Consider the following 21,416-nt stretch of genomic DNA (forward strand, 5'->3'; position numbering starts at 1 on the left):
AACATGTACACACTAAAAACCACATACAAAAAAATTATAGCTGATACCATTACTCCTGTAAATGTGTATTTGAAAATTAGAGATAAGTATCCCAATAGCTTATTACTAGAAAGTAGTGATTACCACGCAAGTGGAAATAGTTTTTCTTATGTATGTTGCAATCCCATTGCTCATATAAAAGTAGAAAATGAAAAATTGACACGTGAGTTTCCAAATGGAAAAAAAGAGTGCATAGTTATTGACGAAAAAACCAATGTCCCCCAATTAATCCATGAATTTTCACAACAATTCAAAACAGATGAAAATGACTTTAAGTTTATAAACAATGGCTTGTTTGGCTACATAGCGTATGATGCTGTTCGTTACTTTGAAGATATTAAGATTTCTAAAAAAGAACACTCTCTTCATATTCCTGACATGCATTATGCTATTTACCAAAATATCATAGCCTTTAATCATTTTAAAAACGAAGCATATATATTTTCACATTGCTATGAAAAAGAAAATAATATTGCTGAAATAGAGCACTTACTAAGTACTCGAAACTTTACTACGTATAGTTTTCAAACTGATGGAAAACGTACTTCTAATTTAAGTGATGCGCAATTCAAAGAAAATGTAGCACTAGCTAAAAAACACTGTTACCGAGGTGATGTTTTTCAATTGGTTTTATCTAGGCGCTTTATTCAAAAATTTAAAGGCGACGAATTTAATGTATATCGAGCATTGCGTAGTATCAATCCGTCACCATATTTATTTTACTTTGATTACGGAGATTTTAAAATTTTTGGATCTTCCCCAGAAGCTCAATTGGTCGTAAAAGAGGGACATACAGAAATTCATCCTATTGCAGGAACTTTTAAACGTACAGGGAACGATGAAGAAGATGCAGCCGTAGCAAAACGCTTATTTGACGACCCAAAAGAAAATGCCGAACATGTCATGTTGGTCGATTTGGCTCGAAATGATTTGAGTAGAAATGGAAATCAAGTACACGTAGAAACCTATAAGGAATTGCAGTTTTTTTCTCATGTCATCCACTTGGTCTCTAAAGTTACGGCCCAAAAACACCTACATGTACCAACCATGCAAGTAGTAGCAGACACCTTTCCTGCTGGAACTTTAAGCGGAGCGCCAAAACACAAGGCAATGCAACTCATTGAAAAATACGAACGCTCTAATCGGGATTTTTATGGCGGTGCTATTGGTTTTATGGATTTTCAAGGAAATTTCAATCACGCAATTATGATTCGTACTTTTTTAAGTAAAAATCATCAATTACACTATCAAGCGGGTGCTGGAATTGTAGCCAAATCATCTGAAGAAAACGAAAATCAAGAAGTGTACAATAAATTAAGAGCATTAAACACAGCTATAGAAATTGCTGAAACAATCTAAAATGATTGAAATACAAGAGTTAATTTATTAAGATTAAAATCTTACGAACTAACTCTTTTCATAACAATTAAATTGAAAACAAATAGCTATAAGCTATAAGTGAAAAGCAATAAAAATGAAAAAAATATTAGTCATCGACAATTACGATAGTTTCACTTACAACTTGGTTCATTATCTAGAAGATCTAGGTTGTGATGTTACAGTCAAAAGGAATGATCAGCTTTTGCTAGAAGAAGTTGAAGCGTATGAAAAAATTATTCTTTCACCAGGACCGGGCATTCCTGAAGAAGCTGGGTTATTAAAGTCAATAATTTCAACATATGCTCCAACAAAAAGCATCCTTGGTGTATGCTTAGGCCAACAAGCTATAGGCGAAGTATTTGGAGGAACACTATCAAATCTAGCTGAAGTATATCATGGTGTTGCCACAACCATTGAACTCTCGGTTGAAGACGAATCCCTTTTTAAAGGATTGCCAAAAAACTTTGAAGTAGGACGTTACCATTCATGGGTGGTTGCCAACCCGTTGCCAGAAAGTCTAGAAGCAACTTCCTTTGATGAAAATGGACAAATCATGTCATTACGCCATAAAGAATATGATGTAAAAGGCGTTCAATACCATCCTGAATCGGTATTGACTCCACACGGAAAACAAATTTTAGAAAATTGGGTGAGAAATTAGTATTGAGTAGTTGGATGTTAGTAGTTGTATTTTTTTCATACCTCAATACTTTTCTCCCTTATATAAAATAACAAACAAAATATACAATAAAGTCAAAAGACAAAAAATAGCATGAAACAGTTACTGAATCGACTGATTAATCACGAAAACATCTCAGAAGAAGAAGCCAAAGAAGTACTCGTCAATATTTCAAAAGGCATGTACAACCCAAGCCAAATCGCTTCTTTTTTGACTGTTTTTATGATGCGAAGTGTTACGCTAGAAGAACTAAAAGGTTTCAGAGATGCATTATTAGAACTCTGCATTCCTGTGGATTTATCTGCTTATAATGCTATCGATCTTTGTGGAACTGGTGGTGATGGAAAAGATACATTTAATATCTCTACATTGGCTTCTTTTATTACGGCAGGTGCTGGCGTAAAAGTGGCTAAACATGGAAACTATGGTGTTTCTTCTGTAAGTGGCTCCTCAAATGTAATGGAATATTTAGGTATTAAATTTACCAACGATGTAAATTTTTTGGAAAAATGTATTGATACCGCTGGAATTTGTGTACTGCATGCACCTTTATTTCACCCTGCTATGAAAAATGTTGCGCCCATTCGAAGAGAATTAGGTGTAAAAACATTTTTTAATATGTTAGGTCCAATGGTTAATCCTTCATTTCCAAAAAATCAAATGGTAGGAGTGTTTAATCTAGAACTTGCTAGAATGTATGGGTATTTATATCAAAATACTGATAAAAAATATACCATTCTACATGCGTTAGATGGCTATGATGAGATTTCATTAACAGGAGCAACTAAGGCAATTCGAAATCATTCAGAAGAAATGTTAACTCCCGAAGATTTTGGTGTTTCTCAACATACACAAGCTGATATCTATGGAGGCGATTCTATTGCCTCTGCTGCAAAAATCTTTACAAATATTCTTGAAGGAAATGGTACTGAACCTCAAAACAATGTAGTTTGTGCAAATGCTGCAATGGCAATTGCTACTGTTAATAATCTGGAGGCAAAAGAAGGCTTTGAAATCGCAAAAGAATCCTTACAATCTGGAAAAGCATTACACGTATTAAAAAAATTACAACAACTCAGTCAATAAGCTTTTTTTATTACTATACATACAACTAAAAATTGTATCAAAAAATTTAAAAGTTATCGCATACACGAACAACATACTATGACAATTTTAGACCAAATAATTACCACCAAACATAGAGAAGTTTCACTAAAAAAAAGCATATTTCCAATGTCGTTTTTGGAGCGTACGGCATTGTTTGCTCGTGAAACTTTCTCTCTGTCTGAAGCATTACGAGCAAGTGACACAGGCATTATTGCCGAATTTAAACGTCGTTCCCCTTCCAAAGCTGTTATCAATCAAAAAGCTATCGTAAATGAAGTTGCAACAGGATATCAAAATGCAGGTGTTTGCGGCATGTCTGTATTGACTGATGGAACCTATTTTGGAGGTTCATTAGATGATGTCATCTTGGCAAGAGCTAGTACTCAAGTACCTATTCTTAGAAAAGAATTTATCATTGATGAATATCAAATTATTGAAGCCAAAGCCTATGGCGCTGATGTCATTTTGTTAATTGCCGCAGTATTAACTCAAAAAGAGATTAAAACATTATCAGAAACAGCAAAAAGTTTAGGATTAGACGTCTTACTAGAAGTACATAATTTTGAAGAACTGAAAAAATCAATTATGCCTTCATTAGATATGATTGGTGTAAATAATCGCAATCTAAAAACTTTTGAAGTTAGTTTGGAAACTAGCAAGGAATTGTCAACACACATTCCTAATGATTTTGTAAAAGTTTCCGAAAGTGGTATTAGTTCCGTTGAAGCAATCAAAAAACTACAACCTTATGGTTACCAAGGTTTTTTAATCGGAGAGAATTTTATGAAAACTAAAAATCCAGGCAAAAGTGCATTAGAATTTATACAAAACTTGAAAAAATAAACGTCACAATGAAACTCAAAATATGCGGAATGAAATACGAGGGCAATATACAAGCAGTAAGTAATTTGAAACCAGATTATTTGGGTTTTATTTTTCACAAAAAATCATCTCGCTTCTTCGACCAAGTAATTCCAAAAATCCCTAGCAACATCAAAAAAACAGGAGTGTTTGTCAATTCGAATTTAATTGAAATAAAGAAAAAAATAATTTTACACGATTTGCAAGCAATTCAATTACATGGTAGTGAAAGTGCAGAATTTTGTAAGAATCTAAAAACTGAATTTGGTCAAAATCTAGAAATCATTAAAGTTTTTTCTATCAAAGACGAATTTAATTTTGACATTTTACAACCTTACGAAGCGTATGTAGACTTCTTTTTGTTTGACACCAAAGGAAAGTTACCCGGTGGCAATGGTGTTACATTCAATTGGAATGTATTAAAAAACTATGTTTCAAAAAAGCCATTCTTTTTAAGTGGCGGAATTGGTTTGGAAACGGTTTCTAAACTAAAAGATTTTATGCGAAGTAACGCTTCCAAATACTGTTATGCACTAGATGTAAATAGCAAATTTGAAATTGTTCCTGGCATGAAACATATTGAAACGTTAAAACAATTCAAAGAACAAATAAAAGCGTATTAAAAAATCACTTTCGTGGGAAAAATAGAAGCTATGAAAAAAACGTATCATGTAAACGAAAAAGGATATTATGGAAATTTTGGCGGTGCATATATTCCTGAAATGCTCTATCCAAATGTAGAAGAGTTACGTAAACACTATCTACAAATCATGTATGAAGATTCCTTTCAAAAAGAATTCAAGCAATTACTGAAAGACTATGTAGGTCGCCCTTCTCCTCTATTCCATGCGGAACGCTTATCCCAAAAATACCATACGAAAATTTACTTAAAGCGAGAAGATCTGAATCATACAGGCGCACACAAAGTAAACAATACAATTGGGCAAATTTTAATGGCAAAGCGTCTTGGAAAAACTCGCATTATAGCAGAAACTGGCGCAGGTCAACACGGTGTAGCAACAGCAACTGTTTGTGCTTTAATGGGAATGAAATGCATTGTATATATGGGAGAAATTGACATTTCACGACAAGCACCAAATGTGGCACGTATGAAAATGTTAGGAGCCGAAGTTCGAGCAGCTAAATCTGGCAGTAAAACTTTAAAAGATGCCACAAATGAAGCTATTCGTGACTGGATTAGCAATCCGTTGGATACGCATTACATTATTGGCTCAGTGGTTGGTCCGCACCCATATCCTGATATGGTAGCACGTTTTCAAGCAGTTATTTCAGAGGAAATTGAATGGCAATTGCAAGAAAAAGAAGGTCGTTCATATCCTGATCATGTGATTGCTTGTGTTGGTGGAGGAAGTAATGCCGCTGGTGCTTTTTATCAATATTTAGATGATGAGCGAGTAAATCTAATTGCTGTGGAAGCAGCAGGAAAAGGCATTCATTCTGGAGAAAGTGCTGCTACTTCTGTATTAGGCGAAGATGGAATCATTCATGGAAGTAGAACTTTATTGATGCAAACAAAAGATGGGCAAATTACAGAACCATATTCAATTTCTGCCGGATTGGATTATCCTGGCGTTGGACCAATGCATGCACATTTATACGAAAGTAAACGAGCTGAATTTATTTCCATTACAGATGATGAAGCCATGACAGCTGGCTTGGAATTATCGCAGCTAGAGGGCATCATTCCTGCAATTGAAACTTCACATGCGCTAGCCGTATTTGAACAACGAAAATTTAAACCAGAAGAGATTGTAGTACTGAATCTTTCAGGTCGTGGCGATAAAGATTTAGATACCTATATAAAATATTTTAATTTATAGTATTGAACATGAATAGAATCAATCAAAAATTACAAGAAGATAAGAAATTACTATCCATCTATTTCACGGCTGGTTTTCCAAAACTACATGATACGGTCAGCATCATTGAAAATTTAGAAAAAAATGGTGTTGATATGATTGAAATTGGTTTGCCTTTTAGTGACCCATTAGCCGATGGCCCTACTATTCAAGCAAGTTCTACCCAAGCACTAAAAAATGGAATGACAAGTAAATTGCTCTTTGAACAATTAGCCAACATTCGTCAAAGTGTATCTATTCCACTAATTATTATGGGGTACTTAAATCCAATGATGCAATACGGAATTGAAGCTTTTTGTGCCAAATGTAAAGAAGTGGGTGTTGACGGTTTAATTATTCCTGATATGCCTGTTGATGTGTATCACGAGCAATATCAAAAGACGTTTGAAAAATATGGTTTAATCAATATATTTTTAATTACACCTCAAACCTCTGAAGAACGCATCCGATTTATTGACAGTATTTCCAACGGATTTATTTACATGGTGAGTTCTGCAGGAACAACAGGCGCAAAAAACAGTTTTAGTGATTCTCAAGCAACTTATTTTGAACGAATTGGAGCAATGAACTTAAAAAATCCACAAATCGTTGGCTTTGGGATTTCGAATAAAGATACATTTACACAAGCTACTCAAAAAGCCAAAGGCGCAATTATTGGTAGTGCATTTATCAAACATCTTTCCGAACATGGAGCTACATCTGTGAAAGAATTCGTAGATGGAATTTTAAAGTAACTGTTCTATTTTTTTACTTAATTAAAATTAGAATAATGTCAAACAAAAGAAGAGCTTCAAATTATTTTTTGGTCATTTATACTGCTCTAATGATGTTGGCTATGATTATAAGTTACTTCTTAGAATTAGACAGAGATGGTTTTATTATTTCAAGACTAATGGGCTTAATTTTTGGTTTAATTATTTGTACGCTTTATATTTTATATATTTTAAAAATTAAAAATAAGGAGCCCTATTAATAAAATTTTGAGCTGTTTATACAATTTCCGACATGAATTCATCCAAAGAACAAAAAGTATCCTTACACCCTCGAAACAAACATCAAGGTCAATATGACTTTGGAGTATTAACAAATGCATGCCCTGAACTGAAACTGTTTGTAAACATTAACGAATTTGGCACAGAAACTATCAATTTTTTCAATCCTAAAGCAGTATTGTTACTAAACAAAGCATTGCTGAAAGCGTATTATAAAATTGACTTTTGGGAGATTCCCAAACATTACTTATGTCCACCAATACCTGGTAGAGCCGATTATATTCATCATATAGCATCTTTATTGAAAGAAACGAATCTTACACAAAATGTAACGTGCTTAGATGTTGGCACTGGTGCTAATTTAATTTACCCAATCATTGGTACACACGAATACAACTGGACGTTCATCGCTAGTGATATTGAAACCGTTTCTCTTGAAAATGCAACAAATATTATTGAGAATAATTCTCGTTTACATAATCGTGTAGAATTGAGAAAACAAGAAAATCCAAACTTTATTTTTAAAGAAATTATTCGCCCGAAAGAACAGATTACCGTTACGATCTGTAATCCGCCATTTCACAGATCTGCTAAACAAGCTCAAGAAGGTACCCGTCGAAAATTGCAAAATCTTCAAGAAACACATCCTTTAACTTTGACACTCAATTTTGGAGGACAACATAATGAATTGTGGTGTAAAGGTGGTGAAAAGAAGTTTATTAAAAATATGATTAAAGAAAGTGCTTTGTTTTCCAAACAATGCAAGTGGTTTACGACTTTAGTTTCCAAAAAGGAGCATCTCCCTGCATTTTACGAAGCCTTGAAACGTGTCAATGCAAAAACTGTCAAAACCATTCCGATGGGACAAGGCAACAAGCTCAGTAGAATTTTGGCTTGGAGTTTTCAATAGGAAAAACTATTTAGAAAAACTCTTGATACTGTCTCACGCGAAAATCAAAAGTAGTAAAATCTGGATTTTGACGTTTTAGTTTTTTATACAACGGATTGCTTCCTATGGAGCGATTGGCTGCGCCCGAAGAAGAAGTCAAAGAAACTGTTTTAATGTATCTAGAAGGTAATTGATTGCATTTTTTTGTCTGTACTATTAAATCACGTTCTGTATGACAAATACGTTTAGCTTTGCTCACGTCAAATTGATGAATTCTAGGAATTTCATTAGAAACAACTTCAAGCTTTAAATCATATTCTTTTAAGTGTTTTCGAAAGAAATATTCTGGACCATTTTTTGAATTGCCTCCTGTAAAAAGTAGTGTATGAACGTTTGGAAACTTTCTCAAATATCCAATTACATCACGCAATTGAATCTGTTGCATTCCTAAGTCGGATGCATCAATCTTTTCACGCTCACAACTATCAACTATATCGCAAACACCAATTTTATGTTGAATGAGAAATTTTTTTCGTTGATCAATTGCCTCTTTTGAATTGTCGTACCGTAAGTTTAAATCGTAAATTTTATCCAAAAACAACCACAACGAATTGTAGTAACTTCCATAACAAAAATCCACATCTTTTTCGAGCAAATTGCCCGTAGAAAATCGTGGCGGAGGCAAAGTTCCTACAATCAGTTTTTCTGTATCATCTTGAATAAATGGTGCGTATGGATGCTTGTGAAAAAACATAAAATGAGTTACTGTAATTCCGTTCTAAATTTCTTCACTTCTTGGACGACAAAACGATACATTCTTTTATTATGAGTGGACATGTGCTCCGATTCTGCTATAATCTCGTCTAAAATTTCAATGGTGGCGGCACTTTTCCCGTTTCTTTCATAAAACTTTGCCAACATCAATCGTTCTGCATAATTGGAATACCGTTGGTCTATCGTTTTCAAATTTTCTTCTGCTTCTTCTGTGCGTCCCACCGCGTCTAATGCTAATCCGTAAACATACTGTGTCTTGGAGTTTTTAAATTCCTGTTTGTTTTTGACTTTCTCAGCTAGCTGAATAACTTCTTCATAGCATTGCATGTGATTCTTTGCATTAATAAGTTGTGATATCACATAAAAATCATTTTGAAAATTCCCCTTTAAAACAGCATTGTAATGTGTGCTTGCTTCTTCAAAATTTCCATTTTCAAAATGCGCATCGGCAAGTGCTACTCTATTTTGAAATGTATCTGCAAAAGCCAATCTTTTTTCGGCATCTTTCACTTTTTTAGAAGGAATAATCGCCGTAGCTATTTCATCTGTTACTTTTTCTATATCTGCTTTGTTAAATACTTGTGTAATAAGATAAATTATAGCGCCAATCAACGGAAGTATGAATATTAAATAATACCAAAAAGCGTCCTTTTTATTCTTGTAAGCATGATACAAACAGAATAATTGTAATATCAATACAGGTGTAAAAAATCGAATCATTTACTTATCTAGTAAATACCAATTCGTTTCCGCTTGAAAGTTCTTCACTAAAACCATAACCTTCATAATTAAATCCTTTTACGTCATCAATAGTTTGCGCATTTGTATCAATAATGTATCGTGTCATGTATCCTCTAGCAAGCTTTGCATAAGTCATGATACTTTTGTATTGTCCATTCTTGAAGTCTTTAAAAACAGGAGTAATTACAGGGACTTTCAACGCTTTTTCATCTACAGCTTTGTAATACTCATTACTTGCTAAATTGACAAATAATTCACCATCTTCCAATTCGTTATTCAATTGAGTCGTAATTTTCTGTTTCCAGAATTCGTATAGGTTTTTATTTTTCCCTACTGGTAATTTTGTGCCCATTTCCAAACGATACGGTTGTATTAAATCTAATGGCTTTAATAAACCATATTGACCAGAGAGAATTCTCAAGGTATTTTGCAACGTATCTATTTTATTTTCAGGAAGTGTAAATGCATCCAATCCTTGAAAAACCTGCCCGCTAAATGTATAAATGCTTGGACGCGCATTCTCAGTGGTAAACGGCAATTCCCATTCTTGATTACGCTGATAGTTCAAATCTGCCAACGAATCAGAAATATTCATTAGTTTCGATAAGCTTTTGGGCGATTTCTTTCTAAGAATTTTATTTAATCGTTCTGCTTCTTTCAAGAAACACGCTTCTGTGTATTTCTTTGTCGGAATTGCGCTGTCTAGATCTAAAGATTTTGCAGGTGAAATAACAATTTTCATTGGGTATTTTTTCTTTTTTGAGTGTTAAAATTACAATTTTTCGGTGACTATAGATCCGTTGATATACGCAAAATTATAGTCGCCTTTTATACGAAAATCTGCAATAAATGCTTCTTCATTGGTCGGAAACCATTTTTTCTTGTTTTTATTTACTAGAATGAACAATCCTTCGGCATTTCCAAGAGCGCAAAAACGGTCAAAACTTCCATCATATATTTCAATTGGTCGCAATTTATTCAATTCATCATAAATTGATTTATTATCAGTAGAAACGATTCCTATTTCGCTAATGCTTAACAAATCTGCTGTAGAAAAAGGATGCGTATTTACCACATCTAAATCTTTCCGCGCAATGAATTCGACAATATTTCGGTCTTTATCATAAAAATACAAAGCTTCCGCATTCCAACCAGAAAAGTCAGCAATAGTTTCGTTATCACAGAGTAGAATATCCGTTCGCTTTTGAATCCATTGCAATGCTTGCTGTATTTTATACGAAGAAATATTAATGGCAAAATGGGCTTGCTGACTGTGATTTGATTTCACAAACGTGAGAGAAGAAACCCCTAATTTTACGGTAAATTTTTCCACATCGGCAGCTATTAAAGGGAATTCTAACACTTGCGTGTAAAAATACTGCTGTGCTTCCAAATTTGTCGTAAAAAGAGTAAGTTCATTTATTTGCATGACTTAAAATTACTACTTTTCCTCGATACATAATAACCTTCCAAAAAGTTATCATTTATAAAGAAATAGTATTTATTTATGAGGTGTTTGCTATTAAGAAAATAAATACTTCTTACCAAAATTCTACAAATCACTGATTTAGGAATGTAACATTTAAAATCTTTTTTCAACTTATTTAAAAAGCGATATCATGAAGATAAAATCCAACGCATTACCTTACGAAGTAAACTCTCCTTTTTTTATTGCTAATAAAATGTTTTGTGAAGAAGTTGAAAGTTTTGTTAAAGATAAACACGGAAACGTGAAAGGATTGTACAATGCGAACAGTTATTTCATAAAAGGCAAAATCACTACCCATAAAACATGGATGTTAAAATATAAGAAAGCAACATATACTGGAACGGGAAATTTACTTTTATCTTCTAAATTTGAAAATTTACTTGAGCTTGCTCACTGGTCTTGTACTATTACGGCTTTGAATACTGTAGTAATCCGAAAGAGGACTTTTTTTAATTTTTTTAATCCGTCATTTAAAAAAATGACGTTGTTTCCTAAATATGGAATAATGTATAAAGGTGAAGAATCTGTTTATTTTGATAAGGTATTGGCTATTTTACAACCGTTATTTACATCTGGTAAAATTTTCAAGGTTTCAATTACAACTAACCGCCTAGATATTGAATTGAGAAGTGAACAATCACATTTAGATATTTTGAATCAATTGTTACATCTTTCTTAGAATAGCATTATCTTGCAGCTCTTAAAAAAATACGCATGAAATTATTTAAAACCGTTGATAAAGTATTAGCTCGTATGGGAAGTTCAAAAGCTACAGAACGCGCTTATAATGAACCGCTCTCAGCAGAAAAAATCAAACAAATTCCTGGAGAACAGTTAGCAAGTTCTGAGGCTGGTGGCATTTGGGCTGGCATTCAAGAATTAAACGGTTATGTATTCATGGAGCTAATTATTCTTGAAACAGCTAAGATTAAAACATTTAAAGGTGTTACACTTCGTTTTTTAGGCGATACAGAATTGTCATTGACTTCTGATAGTAAAGAAATAAATTCAGAGTTTTCAGATGAGTTTAACCGTTGGATTACTCAAGTAAGTTTTGAGATTTCTAAAAAGGATTTGAACTTCATTAAAAAGAAAAAATACTCACAAATTCAGTTAGACTACAAGAAAAAATCACTGCTTTTTGAACAAACTAATTAGTTGTCTAATTAATTAAATAAGTCATTAAAAACTTTGCTTGTATATGTTTCTCTTTTAGAGATCTACATGTTTTGCATAGTTGCGCCATTTTTCAATACATTCTTCCATATCAGAAGGAATCTCACATTCAAAACTCATTTTTTCTCCTGTTCTTGGATGTACAAACCCAAGTGTTTTTGCATGTAAGGCTTGCCTTGGAAGAGTCTTAAAACAGTTTTCTACAAACTGTTTGTACTTGGTAAATGTAGTTCCTTTTAATATGCGTTCTCCTCCGTAGCGTTCATCATTAAATAGAGTATGACCGATATGTTTCATATGCACACGTATTTGATGTGTACGTCCAGTCTCTAATTTACAAGAGACTAATGTAACATATCCAAAACGCTCTATAACTTTGTAATGTGTAACGGCAGGTTTTCCTTTGTAAGCATCATCTCCTAGAAATACCGTATTTTGTAATCTGTTTTTTGGATGACGTCCAATATTGCCCTCTACAGTTCCTTCCTCTTCTTCTACATTTCCCCAAACCAATGCATAATACAAACGCTCTGAAGTTTTGTCAAAAAACTGTTTCGCCAAATGCGTCATTGCTTCTTCCGTTTTAGCGACTACCAATAATCCACTTGTATCTTTATCAATTCGGTGTACTAATCCTGGTCGTTCATTAGAGTTTTTAGGAAGATTATCAAAGTGATAAATTAAAGCATTGATCAATGTTCCTGAGTAGTTTCCATGCCCAGGATGCACAACCATTCCAGCAGGTTTGTTGACTACTAAGACATCTTCATCTTCATAAACTATATCAATTGGTATATCTTCACCTACCAATAAATGTTCATATGGCGGATGTGCAAACAACACTCTGACTACATCATTTCCTTTAACCTTGTAATTCGATTTTACAGGTTTGTCATTCACATAAATATTACCGTCTTTGGCAGCTTGTTGAATTTTATTACGGGTAGCTCCTTCAATAAAATTCATTAAATATTTATCAACACGTAGCGGCTGTTGTCCTTTCTCTGCTGTAAACGAGTAGTGTTCGTACAACTCGTCGCTCTCCTCTTCTGGTTGTGGAAAATTATGCTCCTGCATCATCATTCGTTTGTTGAGATGTACTGCTTCCTGGTCGTTTTCCATTTCCTAAAATAAGTTCTATTTTAGATTTTTTGGGAAGTCTGTCTCCCGGTTTTATGGGTTTACCTTCATGTTGCATCCCCAAAACCATATCTTTCCCGATATTGTCTTTGTATATAACTTTATCAACCGAAAAACCTACTGCATTGAGTGTAGACTCTGCAGTTCTTCTTGTAATTTGAACTACATACGGAACTGAAATCTCACGATATTTAGATGGATTAATTTTTAAGTATATTTTCCTATTTTCTTTGACCTTTTCGCCTGCAACTGGATTTTGTTCAATTACTGAATAAGCAGGATAGTCAGGATTATAGTTAATGGTATCTTCTAAGTAATAACGCAAATCATTTTCTGCTAATTTTGCTTTTGCTTCTTCAAAAGAAAGTTTACTCAGGTCAGGTACCGTTTTAAATTCACCATGATTAGTAGACATATTTAGCCACTTCATGATAATAAACACCAATACTGCTAACACACCAACAGCGATTGCCAGTTGCTTTAAGAATGTTTTGGTGAATATAAATTTGATAAAATCCATTTATAACTTATTTTAAAAGGACAAATATACATAATGTTATTCCTTTTATTCTACTTTGATTTGTCCTCAAATACATTTACTTTCGTTTACATAACGATTATTTGAGTTATTTCTTGTAAGAATGAAGAAAAATATAGCCATTATTATGGGCGGTTATTCTAGTGAATACGTAATCTCATTGAAAACAGGTAGCGTAGTATACGAACATTTGGATAAAAATTTATACAACGTGTATAAAGTCCATATTTTTAAAGATAAATGGGTATGCGTTACCGAAAATGAACGAGAATTTCCTATAGATAAAAATGATTTTTCCGTTCAAATAGACACACAAAAAATATCTTTTGATGGTGTTTTTAATGCAATTCACGGCTCCCCTGGAGAAGATGGTTATATGCAAGGTTATTTTGCCTTGTTGGGAATGCCTCATACAAGTTGTGGAATGTACCAAGCCGCACTAACTTTTAATAAACGAGATTTACTTTCGACATTGAAACCCTACGGAATTAAATGTGCTACTTCTTATTATTTAAATGCTGGTGATACTGTAAATGCGAAAGCTATTATTGATAAAGTAGGTTTGCCTTGTTTTGTGAAAGCAAATAAAGCAGGTAGTAGTTTTGGTGTGTCCAAAGTTCACAGTATAGAAGAGCTTCCAAAAGCGATAGCTGTTGCCTTACATGAAGATGATGAGGTTATTATCGAATCTTTTTTAGAAGGAACCGAAGTTTCTGTAGGAGTTATCAATTATAAAGGAGAAACCACCGTTTTGCCAATTACTGAAATTGTTTCTGAAAACGATTTTTTTGACTATGAAGCGAAATATTTGGGAAAATCTCAAGAAATTACACCTGCTCGCATCTCTGTTGATATGGAAGAAAAAGTAAGAACAGTTGCAAAACATATTTATGAAATCTTAAAATTAGATGGATTTTCTCGAAGCGAATTCATTTTTAAAGATGGAGAACCTTATCTTCTAGAGGTGAATACTGTCCCAGGAATGACTGAAGAAAGTATTTTGCCAAAACAAGCAAAAGTTGCAGGTATTTCACTGACGGAGTTATTTGGAAATGCTATTGAATTGGCTTTGGCTAAAAAATAGTATCTTGTACGTATTACAGAAATTACACAATCATGAAACGAGCTATTTTCCCAGGGTCTTTTGATCCAATCACTTTAGGCCACTACGATATTATTCAACGAGGTATCAAATTATTTGATGAAATTATTGTGGCAATTGGTGTAAATTCTTCAAAAAAATACATGTTCAGTTTAGAGCAACGCAAGCAATTCATTGAGGAAGCTTTTAAAGATGAGCCTCGTGTTAAAGTTGTTACATACGAAGGATTAACCGTTCATTTTTGTGAGCAAAATAATGTAGATTTTATTTTACGTGGATTACGAAATCCTGCTGATTTTGAGTTTGAAAAAGCAATTGCTCATACCAATCGTGATTTGGCGCCTGTCGAAACAGTCTTTTTATTGACTGCTGCAAGTACTTCCTATATTTCATCTTCAATAGTACGTGAAGTAATCCGAAATAATGGCGATTATACTTTACTTGTACCAGATAGTGTTCGCGTGTAAATATTCTGGATGAATCGTTATTGGTTATTCTTTACATATTTTTTAATGAGAGAAAATAATTGAGACGCCACAAAAGGTTTGATTAACATATCATTCATCCCCGAACTAATAATTTTAGGCAAACTATCATCTAAAGAAACAGCCGTAAAAGCAATAATTGGCACTTCTTTATTAAATTTCCGTATGGCTTTTGTTGCTTCATAACCATCCATTTCAGGCATATGGATATCCATTAAAATAACATCGTAGTGTGTATTTTTTACTTTTTCAATGGCTTCAGCACCGCTAGCAACAATATCAGTAGTTATTTGCTTTGTAGACAATATTTTTTTAGTCAGCATTTGGTTGATTTTGTTATCATCTACCACTAACATTGTAAGCTGACTAAAGTCTATATCATCAATATGAACTTCAATGTTAGGATCTACACCTTCTGTTGTTTTAGGGAATGTAATGTCAAATGTAAAAGTTGTTCCTACATTTTCTTTACTTGTCATGTAAATTTCGCTATCATACACTTCAAGTAACTTTTTTACAATTGATAGTCCCAAACCAGAACCTTGGTATTCGTGGTTGGCATTGTCTTGATTTTGAGAAAACATTTCAAAAACTTTTTCCTGTTTTTCTTTTGGAATTCCAACTCCTGTATCTTGAACACAAAAATGCAGTTGTACTTCATCGTCAGTTTCTGCCACTTTTTCAACACTTAACCGAATGGCACCGCCTTTGGTAAATTTGATTGCATTACTGATAAGATTAATCAGTATTTGTGATATTTTTAAACTATCTCCTACTAACAATTCAGGGATTTCACTATCATAAGCGATGTGTAATACATTTTCCCGGTCTTTAATTAACAGGTCAAACGATTTGATTATATTGTCAATATTCGCTTTTAAATTAAACGTAGATGCTCCAATGGTGATTGTATTTTCTTCTAGTTTATTTGCCTGCAGAATATTATTTACTAGCGATAATAAATGATCTCCTGAAAATTTTAAAGATTTTAAATATTGTTGTTGTGAAGCTCTAGGATTTTCCTCCATCAACAAATGAGTGATTCCGGTAACAGCATACAAAGGAGTACGAAGTTCATGACTCATCATAGAGAAGAAATTGGATTTTGTTTTAGAAGCCATTTCTGCTTTTAATTTGGCTTCCTCCAATTTGAGTTGTTTGATTCGTAAAAGTCGATTGCTTCGTATCTTTTTGTAGATCGCTTTTACAATCAAAGCACCAAGTATCAAACAACCTATTAATAGCAACGCTATAATTACTAATACAATCTTAAAACGATTTACAATGATACTTTTTTGAATATTTTTTTGCTCAAGATCTTCTAGTTTAATTTGGTCTTTGCTTGGACTGTAATTGGCAAATAGTTCTTTTTCTAAACTTTCTTGTTCTTTCCTTAATTTTTTTTGAAGATTTTGTTGGTATTGGTATTGTGCCTCACGTTGTTTTTCTGTTTCCCCGTTTTGCTTATAAATAGAAACTAACAACTTGTATGAAGTCGCAAGATCATTTACATGAACATATTCATTCTGCGTATGTTTTTCAAGAAGTACTTGTGCCAATTTGTAGTTTCCTAAATGGTAATATGCAAGTCCTTTGATAAATTCAATGTAATTCAGCCGTGCTTTTCTAAAAAGCTCATTTTCAGTTTTTTTTGAACGGTCTTCAACTATTTCTGCGTGTGCTAATAATTCTTTGTATTTTTCTTGAAGTACTAAAGAGGTAATTTTTGCCCAATCCAATACGAGCACATGCTCAAAATTAGTAGACGTATTTGCAATTTCGTATGCTTCTTCAAGATGCTTATCTGCTTCAATAAAGCTTTTCTGATTTTGTTCTAAACGAATTAAATCGTGATACACTAAAATAACTTCAAAAGTATCTTCAAGTTCTCGATGAATTTCAAGAGCCTTCGTGTAATAATTTTTTGCTTTGTCACGATATTGCATTCGTGCATACGTTTGTCCCAATATATGATATGAAGAAGCCAACGAAGAGTCGTCTCCATTATTAGCTGCATGCTGAATAGCCAAGTAACTATACGACAAAGCTTTTCCAAAACTATAGTCTCTAGATAGCTCAAACGCTTTTCCATTGAGTGTTTTAATACTATCCTTGGTTATTTCTTGTGCATATATGCATACACATGAAAGCAAACACACTACTATATGTAAATAGTAATTATTCTTCATCATTTGCTTGTTGGTGTATCACATAATCAATTTTATCATACAGCATTTCTGGTTCAAAGGGTTTACTTATTACACCACTAATTTTAGTGTCGACAACTTTTGCATACGCATCTGAAATTTCCATTGCCGTTAGTAATATTATTGGGATATCATTATCGCTTTCTCTAATTTTTTGAATCGTTTCCAAACCGTTCAATTTTGGCATAAACATATCCATCAAAATCAAATCAAATGATTGCTTTTCTATAATTTCCAATGCTGAAAAACCACTATTCACTACTTTCGTTTTGACATTTTGACGTTCAAGTATTTTTTGGGTTAATAAACCATTTACAGCATTATCGTCTACTATCAATATTTCAAGATTATCAAAGTGATAGTTCTTGTTTTCAAATTCATCTTCTTCTACTCCAGATTTTATTTTTCCCAGTTCTAACTCAAAATAAAACTCAGAACCTTTGCCTAATACGCTTCTCAAATGAAGCTTAGACTTTAGTACTTTTAATAGATTATTCACAGTAGTAAGTCCTAAGCCTAATTCAAGGTATCCATTATCTTCGCCTAGTACAATTCCTTTTTCTAAATTTTCAAATACAATATGCTTTTTTTGCTGAGGAATCCCTAAACCATTATCTTTTACTGAAAATTTCAACGTAACTGTTTCTAATGTTTCTGAGACTTGATAAATACGCAATCGCACTGCTGATTCCATATTATAACGTACAGCATTATCCAACAGATTAAAGAGAATTTGAGATATTTTTAGACTATCTCCTAATAATTGAGCAGGAATTCGTTCGTCAATTTTTATATCAATTGAGTTTCGATTTTCCTTTACTAGAAAATCTACCGAATTCACTACATTTTTAACACTTTTACGAAGATCTACATTTTCTTTAACAGCTTTCATTTTACTCGCTTCAATCTTATTCATTTGAAGAATATTATTGATGATTGCAAGTAGATGTTCTCCTGAAAATTTTAATGATTTTAAATAACGTTCCTGATATTTTTCCGGTTTCTCTAGAAGCAATAAATTGGTCATTCCTATGATAGCATATAAAGGTGTGCGTAGTTCGTGACTGATTAATGAGAAAAAGTTTGACCGAATTTTAGAAACATTTTCAATCTGCTTTTTGGCTTCAAATAGCTCTTGATTTTGTTTACTTAGTAATGCATTGGTTCTAATTTTTGCGCGTTGATTGAGATAAAATATCCCAGTCAAAATTCCAAGAACAATCAATATTATGACCAAAATAGTAGTAAGTCGTTTATAATTTCTTATGTATAATTCTTTTGATTCCCGATCGTCTTCTATCACTTCGAGACGATTTTCGTATTCGTCAATTCCATATTTAAGTACTATTTCAGAAAGCGTTTCTTCTTTTTGCTGTTCACTGAATGTTTCATAATACTCAGCATATTTTTCTAAAGCTCTCGATTCTGCATCAATATTACCTTCTGCTCTGTAAATAGTAGCTAAATCTTGATACACTAAAGACAATAATTCTAAATGTGTTTTATGTATAGGATTACATATTGAGATTACATTTTGATAATACTGTTTGGCTTCGTCCATATTTCCTAACAAACGCAACGTTTTTCCTTTGTAATAATAAGCTTGCTCTAATAGTTCATTGTCAGCCTTATCCTTTGGATTATTAGTACAGAAATCTATTACCTTATCAAAGCAATCTTGTGCCTTTGCGTACTCTTTTTTTACCAAATACAATTTACCCATGTAATGTTTTGGTACAATGGAAGCTATTTCATTTGTAAACTTCTTTGAGCAAACCAGACTTTTTTGAAGATACTCATCTGCTTTGGCATAGAACTTATTTTTCAGTAAGTATTTGGTGATGTTATTGTAAATTGTAAGTAAGCGTCGTTCATTTTTTTTTAGGTTGTAATATGAAATTGCTTTCTCATAATTTTGAATTGCCTGATTTTGTGAACGCATTTGTAAATATACGCTACCTATTGTTCGATAACTTTCAGCTACCAAACTATCATTCTCCAAAAGATCTGCATATTTTAAAGCTCGTTGGCTATGGGCAAGAGCCTGACTAAATTTTCGAAGCTTTAATAACTCTTTTGCAGTGGTTTGCAGTTGAATGATACTATCTTTATCAACCGTACGCCCTATTTGTCCAAATAGAGGATTTGTAAAAACAAAAAACAATAGAAACGCGCGTAAAGCATTCATATCTGGTAGTAGGCTATAATCCGCCGAAAAAGATACGAAATTTAACGTAGTTTTTATTTTTTTAACGTTTCTTCTGAAAGATTTATTTTTGAAGATCCATCATGACATAATACCTAGGATCATCTATATCATCTTCGATTACATTTGCTAATTTTGGAGAAGCTTTGATCATCAACGCTTTACAATCGTCACTTAAATGTTTAATACGGAGTTCTTTACCTGCTACTTCATATTTTTGAATCAAGTTAAAAAGCGCTTCCAAAGCAGAATGATCGGATACTCTCGATTCCATAAAGTCAATCACTACTTTTTCAGGATCATTTTTCACATCAAATTTGCTATTGAACGCTTGAATACTTCCAAAAAATAAGGGCCCAAAAATTTCATACACTTTCGTTCCATCTTGCAATGTTTTTTTGCGTGCTCGAATACGCTTTGCATTTTCCCATGAAAATACCAATGCCGAAATAATGACTCCTGCAATTACCGCTATAGCTAGATCTTTCCATACTGTAATTAAAGAAACAGCCACTAATACAACGGCATCACTTACAGGAATTTTATGTAAAATTCTAAAACTACTCCACGCAAACGTACCAATTACAACCATAAACATTACGCCCACTAATGCGGCAATAGGTACTTGTTCAATTAATCCTGAAGCAAATAAAATAAAGCATAATAAGGCAATTGCTGCTACAATTCCTGACAATCGACCGCGTCCACCTCCTTTGATATTAATAATAGATTGTCCAATCATTGCGCAACCGCCCATTCCGCCAAAAAGTCCGTTGATAATATTTGCACCTCCTTGTGCTAAACATTCGCGATTACTATTTCCTCTCGTTTCAGTCAGTTCATCGACCAAGTTTAAAGTCATCAATGATTCAATCAATCCAATCGCAGCTAATATAAGTGCATACGGAGCCATAATAGTAAGTGTTTCAATTGTCCAAAGCTTAGTTGAAAATATATCTGCTTGAAACATTGGCAAACCGCCTTTTAAACCTGTAGCTGTGCCTCCACTTCCTTCTACAATAAATGATTTTACTGTAGCAACATCTATATTTCCTAAAATTACAATTGCAGAAACCACAATTATCGCAATTAATGCTTCTGGCAACTTTTTGGTCAATTTTGGCAATCCCCACATAATTAACATAGTGAGTCCAACCAATCCAAGCATTATCCATAAAGCAGTACCTTGTAGCCAGACCTTCTCATCTCCAGTTCCTGTTTTGAACATTTCTAGCTGTGACATAAAAATTACGATTGCCAAACCATTTACAAATCCCATCATTACTGGGTGCGGAATTAATCGTACAAATTTCCCAAGTTTAAAAGCTCCAGCCATTGCTTGAATTACTCCAACCATCAGTAATGTGATGAATAAAAACTGTAATCCTTGTTCACCCATTCCTCCTTCAATTCCAAACTCATTTCCTTTTTTCACCAAGGCAACCATTACTACAGCCATTGCTCCTGTTGCTCCAGAAATCATCCCTGGACGACCTCCAAAAACAGCTGTAATCAATCCCATCATAAAGGCACCATACAATCCAACCATTGGCGGCACATCAGCAACAAAGGCAAAAGCTACTGCTTCAGGCACTAAAGCCAATGCTACTGTTAATCCACTTAATATGTCATTCTTGGCATTTGCCGTTCGCTTTCTAATAAACTCAGTCATACTTCTTTAGTCTTGAATTTTCTTGATTTTAAGAAGCGGCAAAAATACAGTTATTATTT

21 protein-coding genes are annotated in these 21,416 nt (G+C 33.3%); 12 read left to right on the top strand and 9 right to left on the bottom strand.

Annotated features, from left to right (window positions below; translation table 11 throughout):
* Positions 1 to 3: 3 nt before the first annotated feature.
* The 8 genes from AA088_RS03390 to rlmF all read left to right on the top strand — a co-directional run bounded on the left by AA088_RS03390 (position 4) and on the right by rlmF (position 7,848).
* Positions 4 to 1,398 (top strand): anthranilate synthase component I family protein, encoded by a 1,395-nt coding sequence (locus AA088_RS03390; RefSeq protein WP_046743559.1) that lies wholly within the window; start codon positions 4 to 6, stop codon positions 1,396 to 1,398.
* 115 nt (positions 1,399 to 1,513) lie between these two features.
* Positions 1,514 to 2,080, top strand: a complete 567-nt coding sequence (locus tag AA088_RS03395) for an anthranilate synthase component II (RefSeq protein WP_046743560.1) — start codon at positions 1,514 to 1,516, stop codon at positions 2,078 to 2,080.
* A gap of 111 nt (positions 2,081 to 2,191) precedes the next feature.
* Positions 2,192 to 3,184: an anthranilate phosphoribosyltransferase gene (gene trpD, locus AA088_RS03400; protein ID WP_046743561.1), complete on the top strand. Its 993-nt coding sequence runs from the start codon at positions 2,192 to 2,194 to the stop codon at positions 3,182 to 3,184.
* Positions 3,185 to 3,262: 78 nt separating this feature from the next.
* Entirely contained in the window at positions 3,263 to 4,048 is a 786-nt protein-coding gene (gene trpC / locus AA088_RS03405) for an indole-3-glycerol phosphate synthase TrpC (RefSeq protein ID WP_046743562.1), read from the top strand.
* Positions 4,049 to 4,056: 8 nt separating this feature from the next.
* Positions 4,057 to 4,689 carry a phosphoribosylanthranilate isomerase gene (locus AA088_RS03410; protein WP_046743563.1) on the top strand — a complete coding sequence of 211 codons (633 nt, stop codon included), beginning with the start codon at positions 4,057 to 4,059 and terminating at the stop codon, positions 4,687 to 4,689.
* Between the two features lie 30 nt (positions 4,690 to 4,719).
* Positions 4,720 to 5,907, top strand: coding sequence for a tryptophan synthase subunit beta (gene trpB, locus AA088_RS03415; RefSeq protein ID WP_046743564.1), 1,188 nt, complete (start codon positions 4,720 to 4,722; stop codon positions 5,905 to 5,907).
* Between the two features lie 8 nt (positions 5,908 to 5,915).
* Positions 5,916 to 6,680, top strand: a complete 765-nt coding sequence (trpA, locus tag AA088_RS03420; protein WP_046743565.1) for a tryptophan synthase subunit alpha — start codon at positions 5,916 to 5,918, stop codon at positions 6,678 to 6,680.
* Positions 6,681 to 6,951: 271 nt separating this feature from the next.
* Positions 6,952 to 7,848 carry a 23S rRNA (adenine(1618)-N(6))-methyltransferase RlmF gene (gene rlmF, locus AA088_RS03425; protein WP_046743566.1) on the top strand — a complete coding sequence of 299 codons (897 nt, stop codon included), beginning with the start codon at positions 6,952 to 6,954 and terminating at the stop codon, positions 7,846 to 7,848.
* A gap of 10 nt (positions 7,849 to 7,858) precedes the next feature.
* Here rlmF and AA088_RS03430 read toward each other — a convergent pair whose 3' ends face one another.
* From AA088_RS03430 to AA088_RS03445, 4 genes are read right to left on the bottom strand one after another with little or no spacing between them, the layout of a single operon-like run.
* Entirely contained in the window at positions 7,859 to 8,581 is a 723-nt protein-coding gene (locus AA088_RS03430; RefSeq protein ID WP_046743567.1) for a uracil-DNA glycosylase family protein, read from the bottom strand.
* 8 nt (positions 8,582 to 8,589) lie between these two features.
* Positions 8,590 to 9,321 carry a hypothetical protein gene (locus tag AA088_RS03435; RefSeq protein WP_046743568.1) on the bottom strand — a complete coding sequence of 244 codons (732 nt, stop codon included), beginning with the start codon at positions 9,319 to 9,321 and terminating at the stop codon, positions 8,590 to 8,592.
* Positions 9,322 to 9,325: 4 nt separating this feature from the next.
* On the bottom strand, positions 9,326 to 10,084 hold the full coding sequence (yaaA, locus tag AA088_RS03440) for a peroxide stress protein YaaA (RefSeq protein ID WP_046743569.1): 759 nt from the start codon (positions 10,082 to 10,084) through the stop codon (positions 9,326 to 9,328).
* 30 nt (positions 10,085 to 10,114) lie between these two features.
* Positions 10,115 to 10,771 carry a VOC family protein gene (locus tag AA088_RS03445; protein ID WP_046743570.1) on the bottom strand — a complete coding sequence of 219 codons (657 nt, stop codon included), beginning with the start codon at positions 10,769 to 10,771 and terminating at the stop codon, positions 10,115 to 10,117.
* Between the two features lie 190 nt (positions 10,772 to 10,961).
* Between AA088_RS03445 and AA088_RS03450 the strand changes: the two genes are divergently transcribed.
* Both AA088_RS03450 and AA088_RS03455 read left to right on the top strand, forming a co-directional pair.
* Complete coding sequence (locus tag AA088_RS03450; RefSeq protein WP_046743571.1) at positions 10,962 to 11,510, top strand: hypothetical protein; 549 nt, start codon at positions 10,962 to 10,964, stop codon at positions 11,508 to 11,510.
* A gap of 35 nt (positions 11,511 to 11,545) precedes the next feature.
* A complete protein-coding gene (locus AA088_RS03455; protein WP_046743572.1) occupies positions 11,546 to 11,989 on the top strand; it encodes a hypothetical protein in 444 nt (147 codons plus the stop codon).
* A gap of 54 nt (positions 11,990 to 12,043) precedes the next feature.
* On the opposite strand, the gene AA088_RS03460 is transcribed toward AA088_RS03455, so the two are convergent.
* Together AA088_RS03460 and AA088_RS03465 are read right to left on the bottom strand one after the other, a co-directional pair.
* Entirely contained in the window at positions 12,044 to 13,084 is a 1,041-nt protein-coding gene (locus AA088_RS03460) for an RluA family pseudouridine synthase (protein ID WP_046744124.1), read from the bottom strand.
* The gene (locus AA088_RS03465) at positions 13,071 to 13,667 is read right to left on the bottom strand and encodes a PASTA domain-containing protein (RefSeq protein WP_046743573.1); all 597 of its coding nucleotides are present in this window, start codon (positions 13,665 to 13,667) and stop codon (positions 13,071 to 13,073) included. The genes AA088_RS03460 and AA088_RS03465 overlap by 14 nt, the downstream gene beginning before the upstream one ends.
* Before the next feature lie 121 nt (positions 13,668 to 13,788).
* Between AA088_RS03465 and AA088_RS03470 the strand changes: the two genes are divergently transcribed.
* A complete protein-coding gene (locus AA088_RS03470; protein ID WP_046743574.1) occupies positions 13,789 to 14,769 on the top strand; it encodes a D-alanine--D-alanine ligase in 981 nt (326 codons plus the stop codon).
* A 32-nt stretch (positions 14,770 to 14,801) separates the two neighbouring features.
* Positions 14,802 to 15,254, top strand: coding sequence for a pantetheine-phosphate adenylyltransferase (gene coaD, locus AA088_RS03475; protein WP_046743575.1), 453 nt, complete (start codon positions 14,802 to 14,804; stop codon positions 15,252 to 15,254).
* 17 nt (positions 15,255 to 15,271) lie between these two features.
* On the opposite strand, the gene AA088_RS17535 is transcribed toward coaD, so the two are convergent.
* From AA088_RS17535 to AA088_RS03490, 3 genes are all read right to left on the bottom strand, one after another.
* On the bottom strand, positions 15,272 to 17,464 hold the full coding sequence (locus tag AA088_RS17535; RefSeq protein WP_082106548.1) for an ATP-binding protein: 2,193 nt from the start codon (positions 17,462 to 17,464) through the stop codon (positions 15,272 to 15,274).
* The gene (locus tag AA088_RS03485; RefSeq protein WP_046743576.1) at positions 17,451 to 19,667 is read right to left on the bottom strand and encodes a tetratricopeptide repeat-containing hybrid sensor histidine kinase/response regulator; all 2,217 of its coding nucleotides are present in this window, start codon (positions 19,665 to 19,667) and stop codon (positions 17,451 to 17,453) included. Before AA088_RS03485 ends, AA088_RS17535 begins: the two co-directional genes overlap by 14 nt.
* Before the next feature lie 82 nt (positions 19,668 to 19,749).
* Complete coding sequence (locus AA088_RS03490; protein ID WP_046743577.1) at positions 19,750 to 21,357, bottom strand: SulP family inorganic anion transporter; 1,608 nt, start codon at positions 21,355 to 21,357, stop codon at positions 19,750 to 19,752.
* Positions 21,358 to 21,416: the final 59 nt, after the last annotated feature.

It is taken from the genome of Kordia zhangzhouensis (assembly GCF_001005305.1).
Classification (GTDB): Bacteria; Bacteroidota; Bacteroidia; order Flavobacteriales; family Flavobacteriaceae; genus Kordia; species Kordia zhangzhouensis.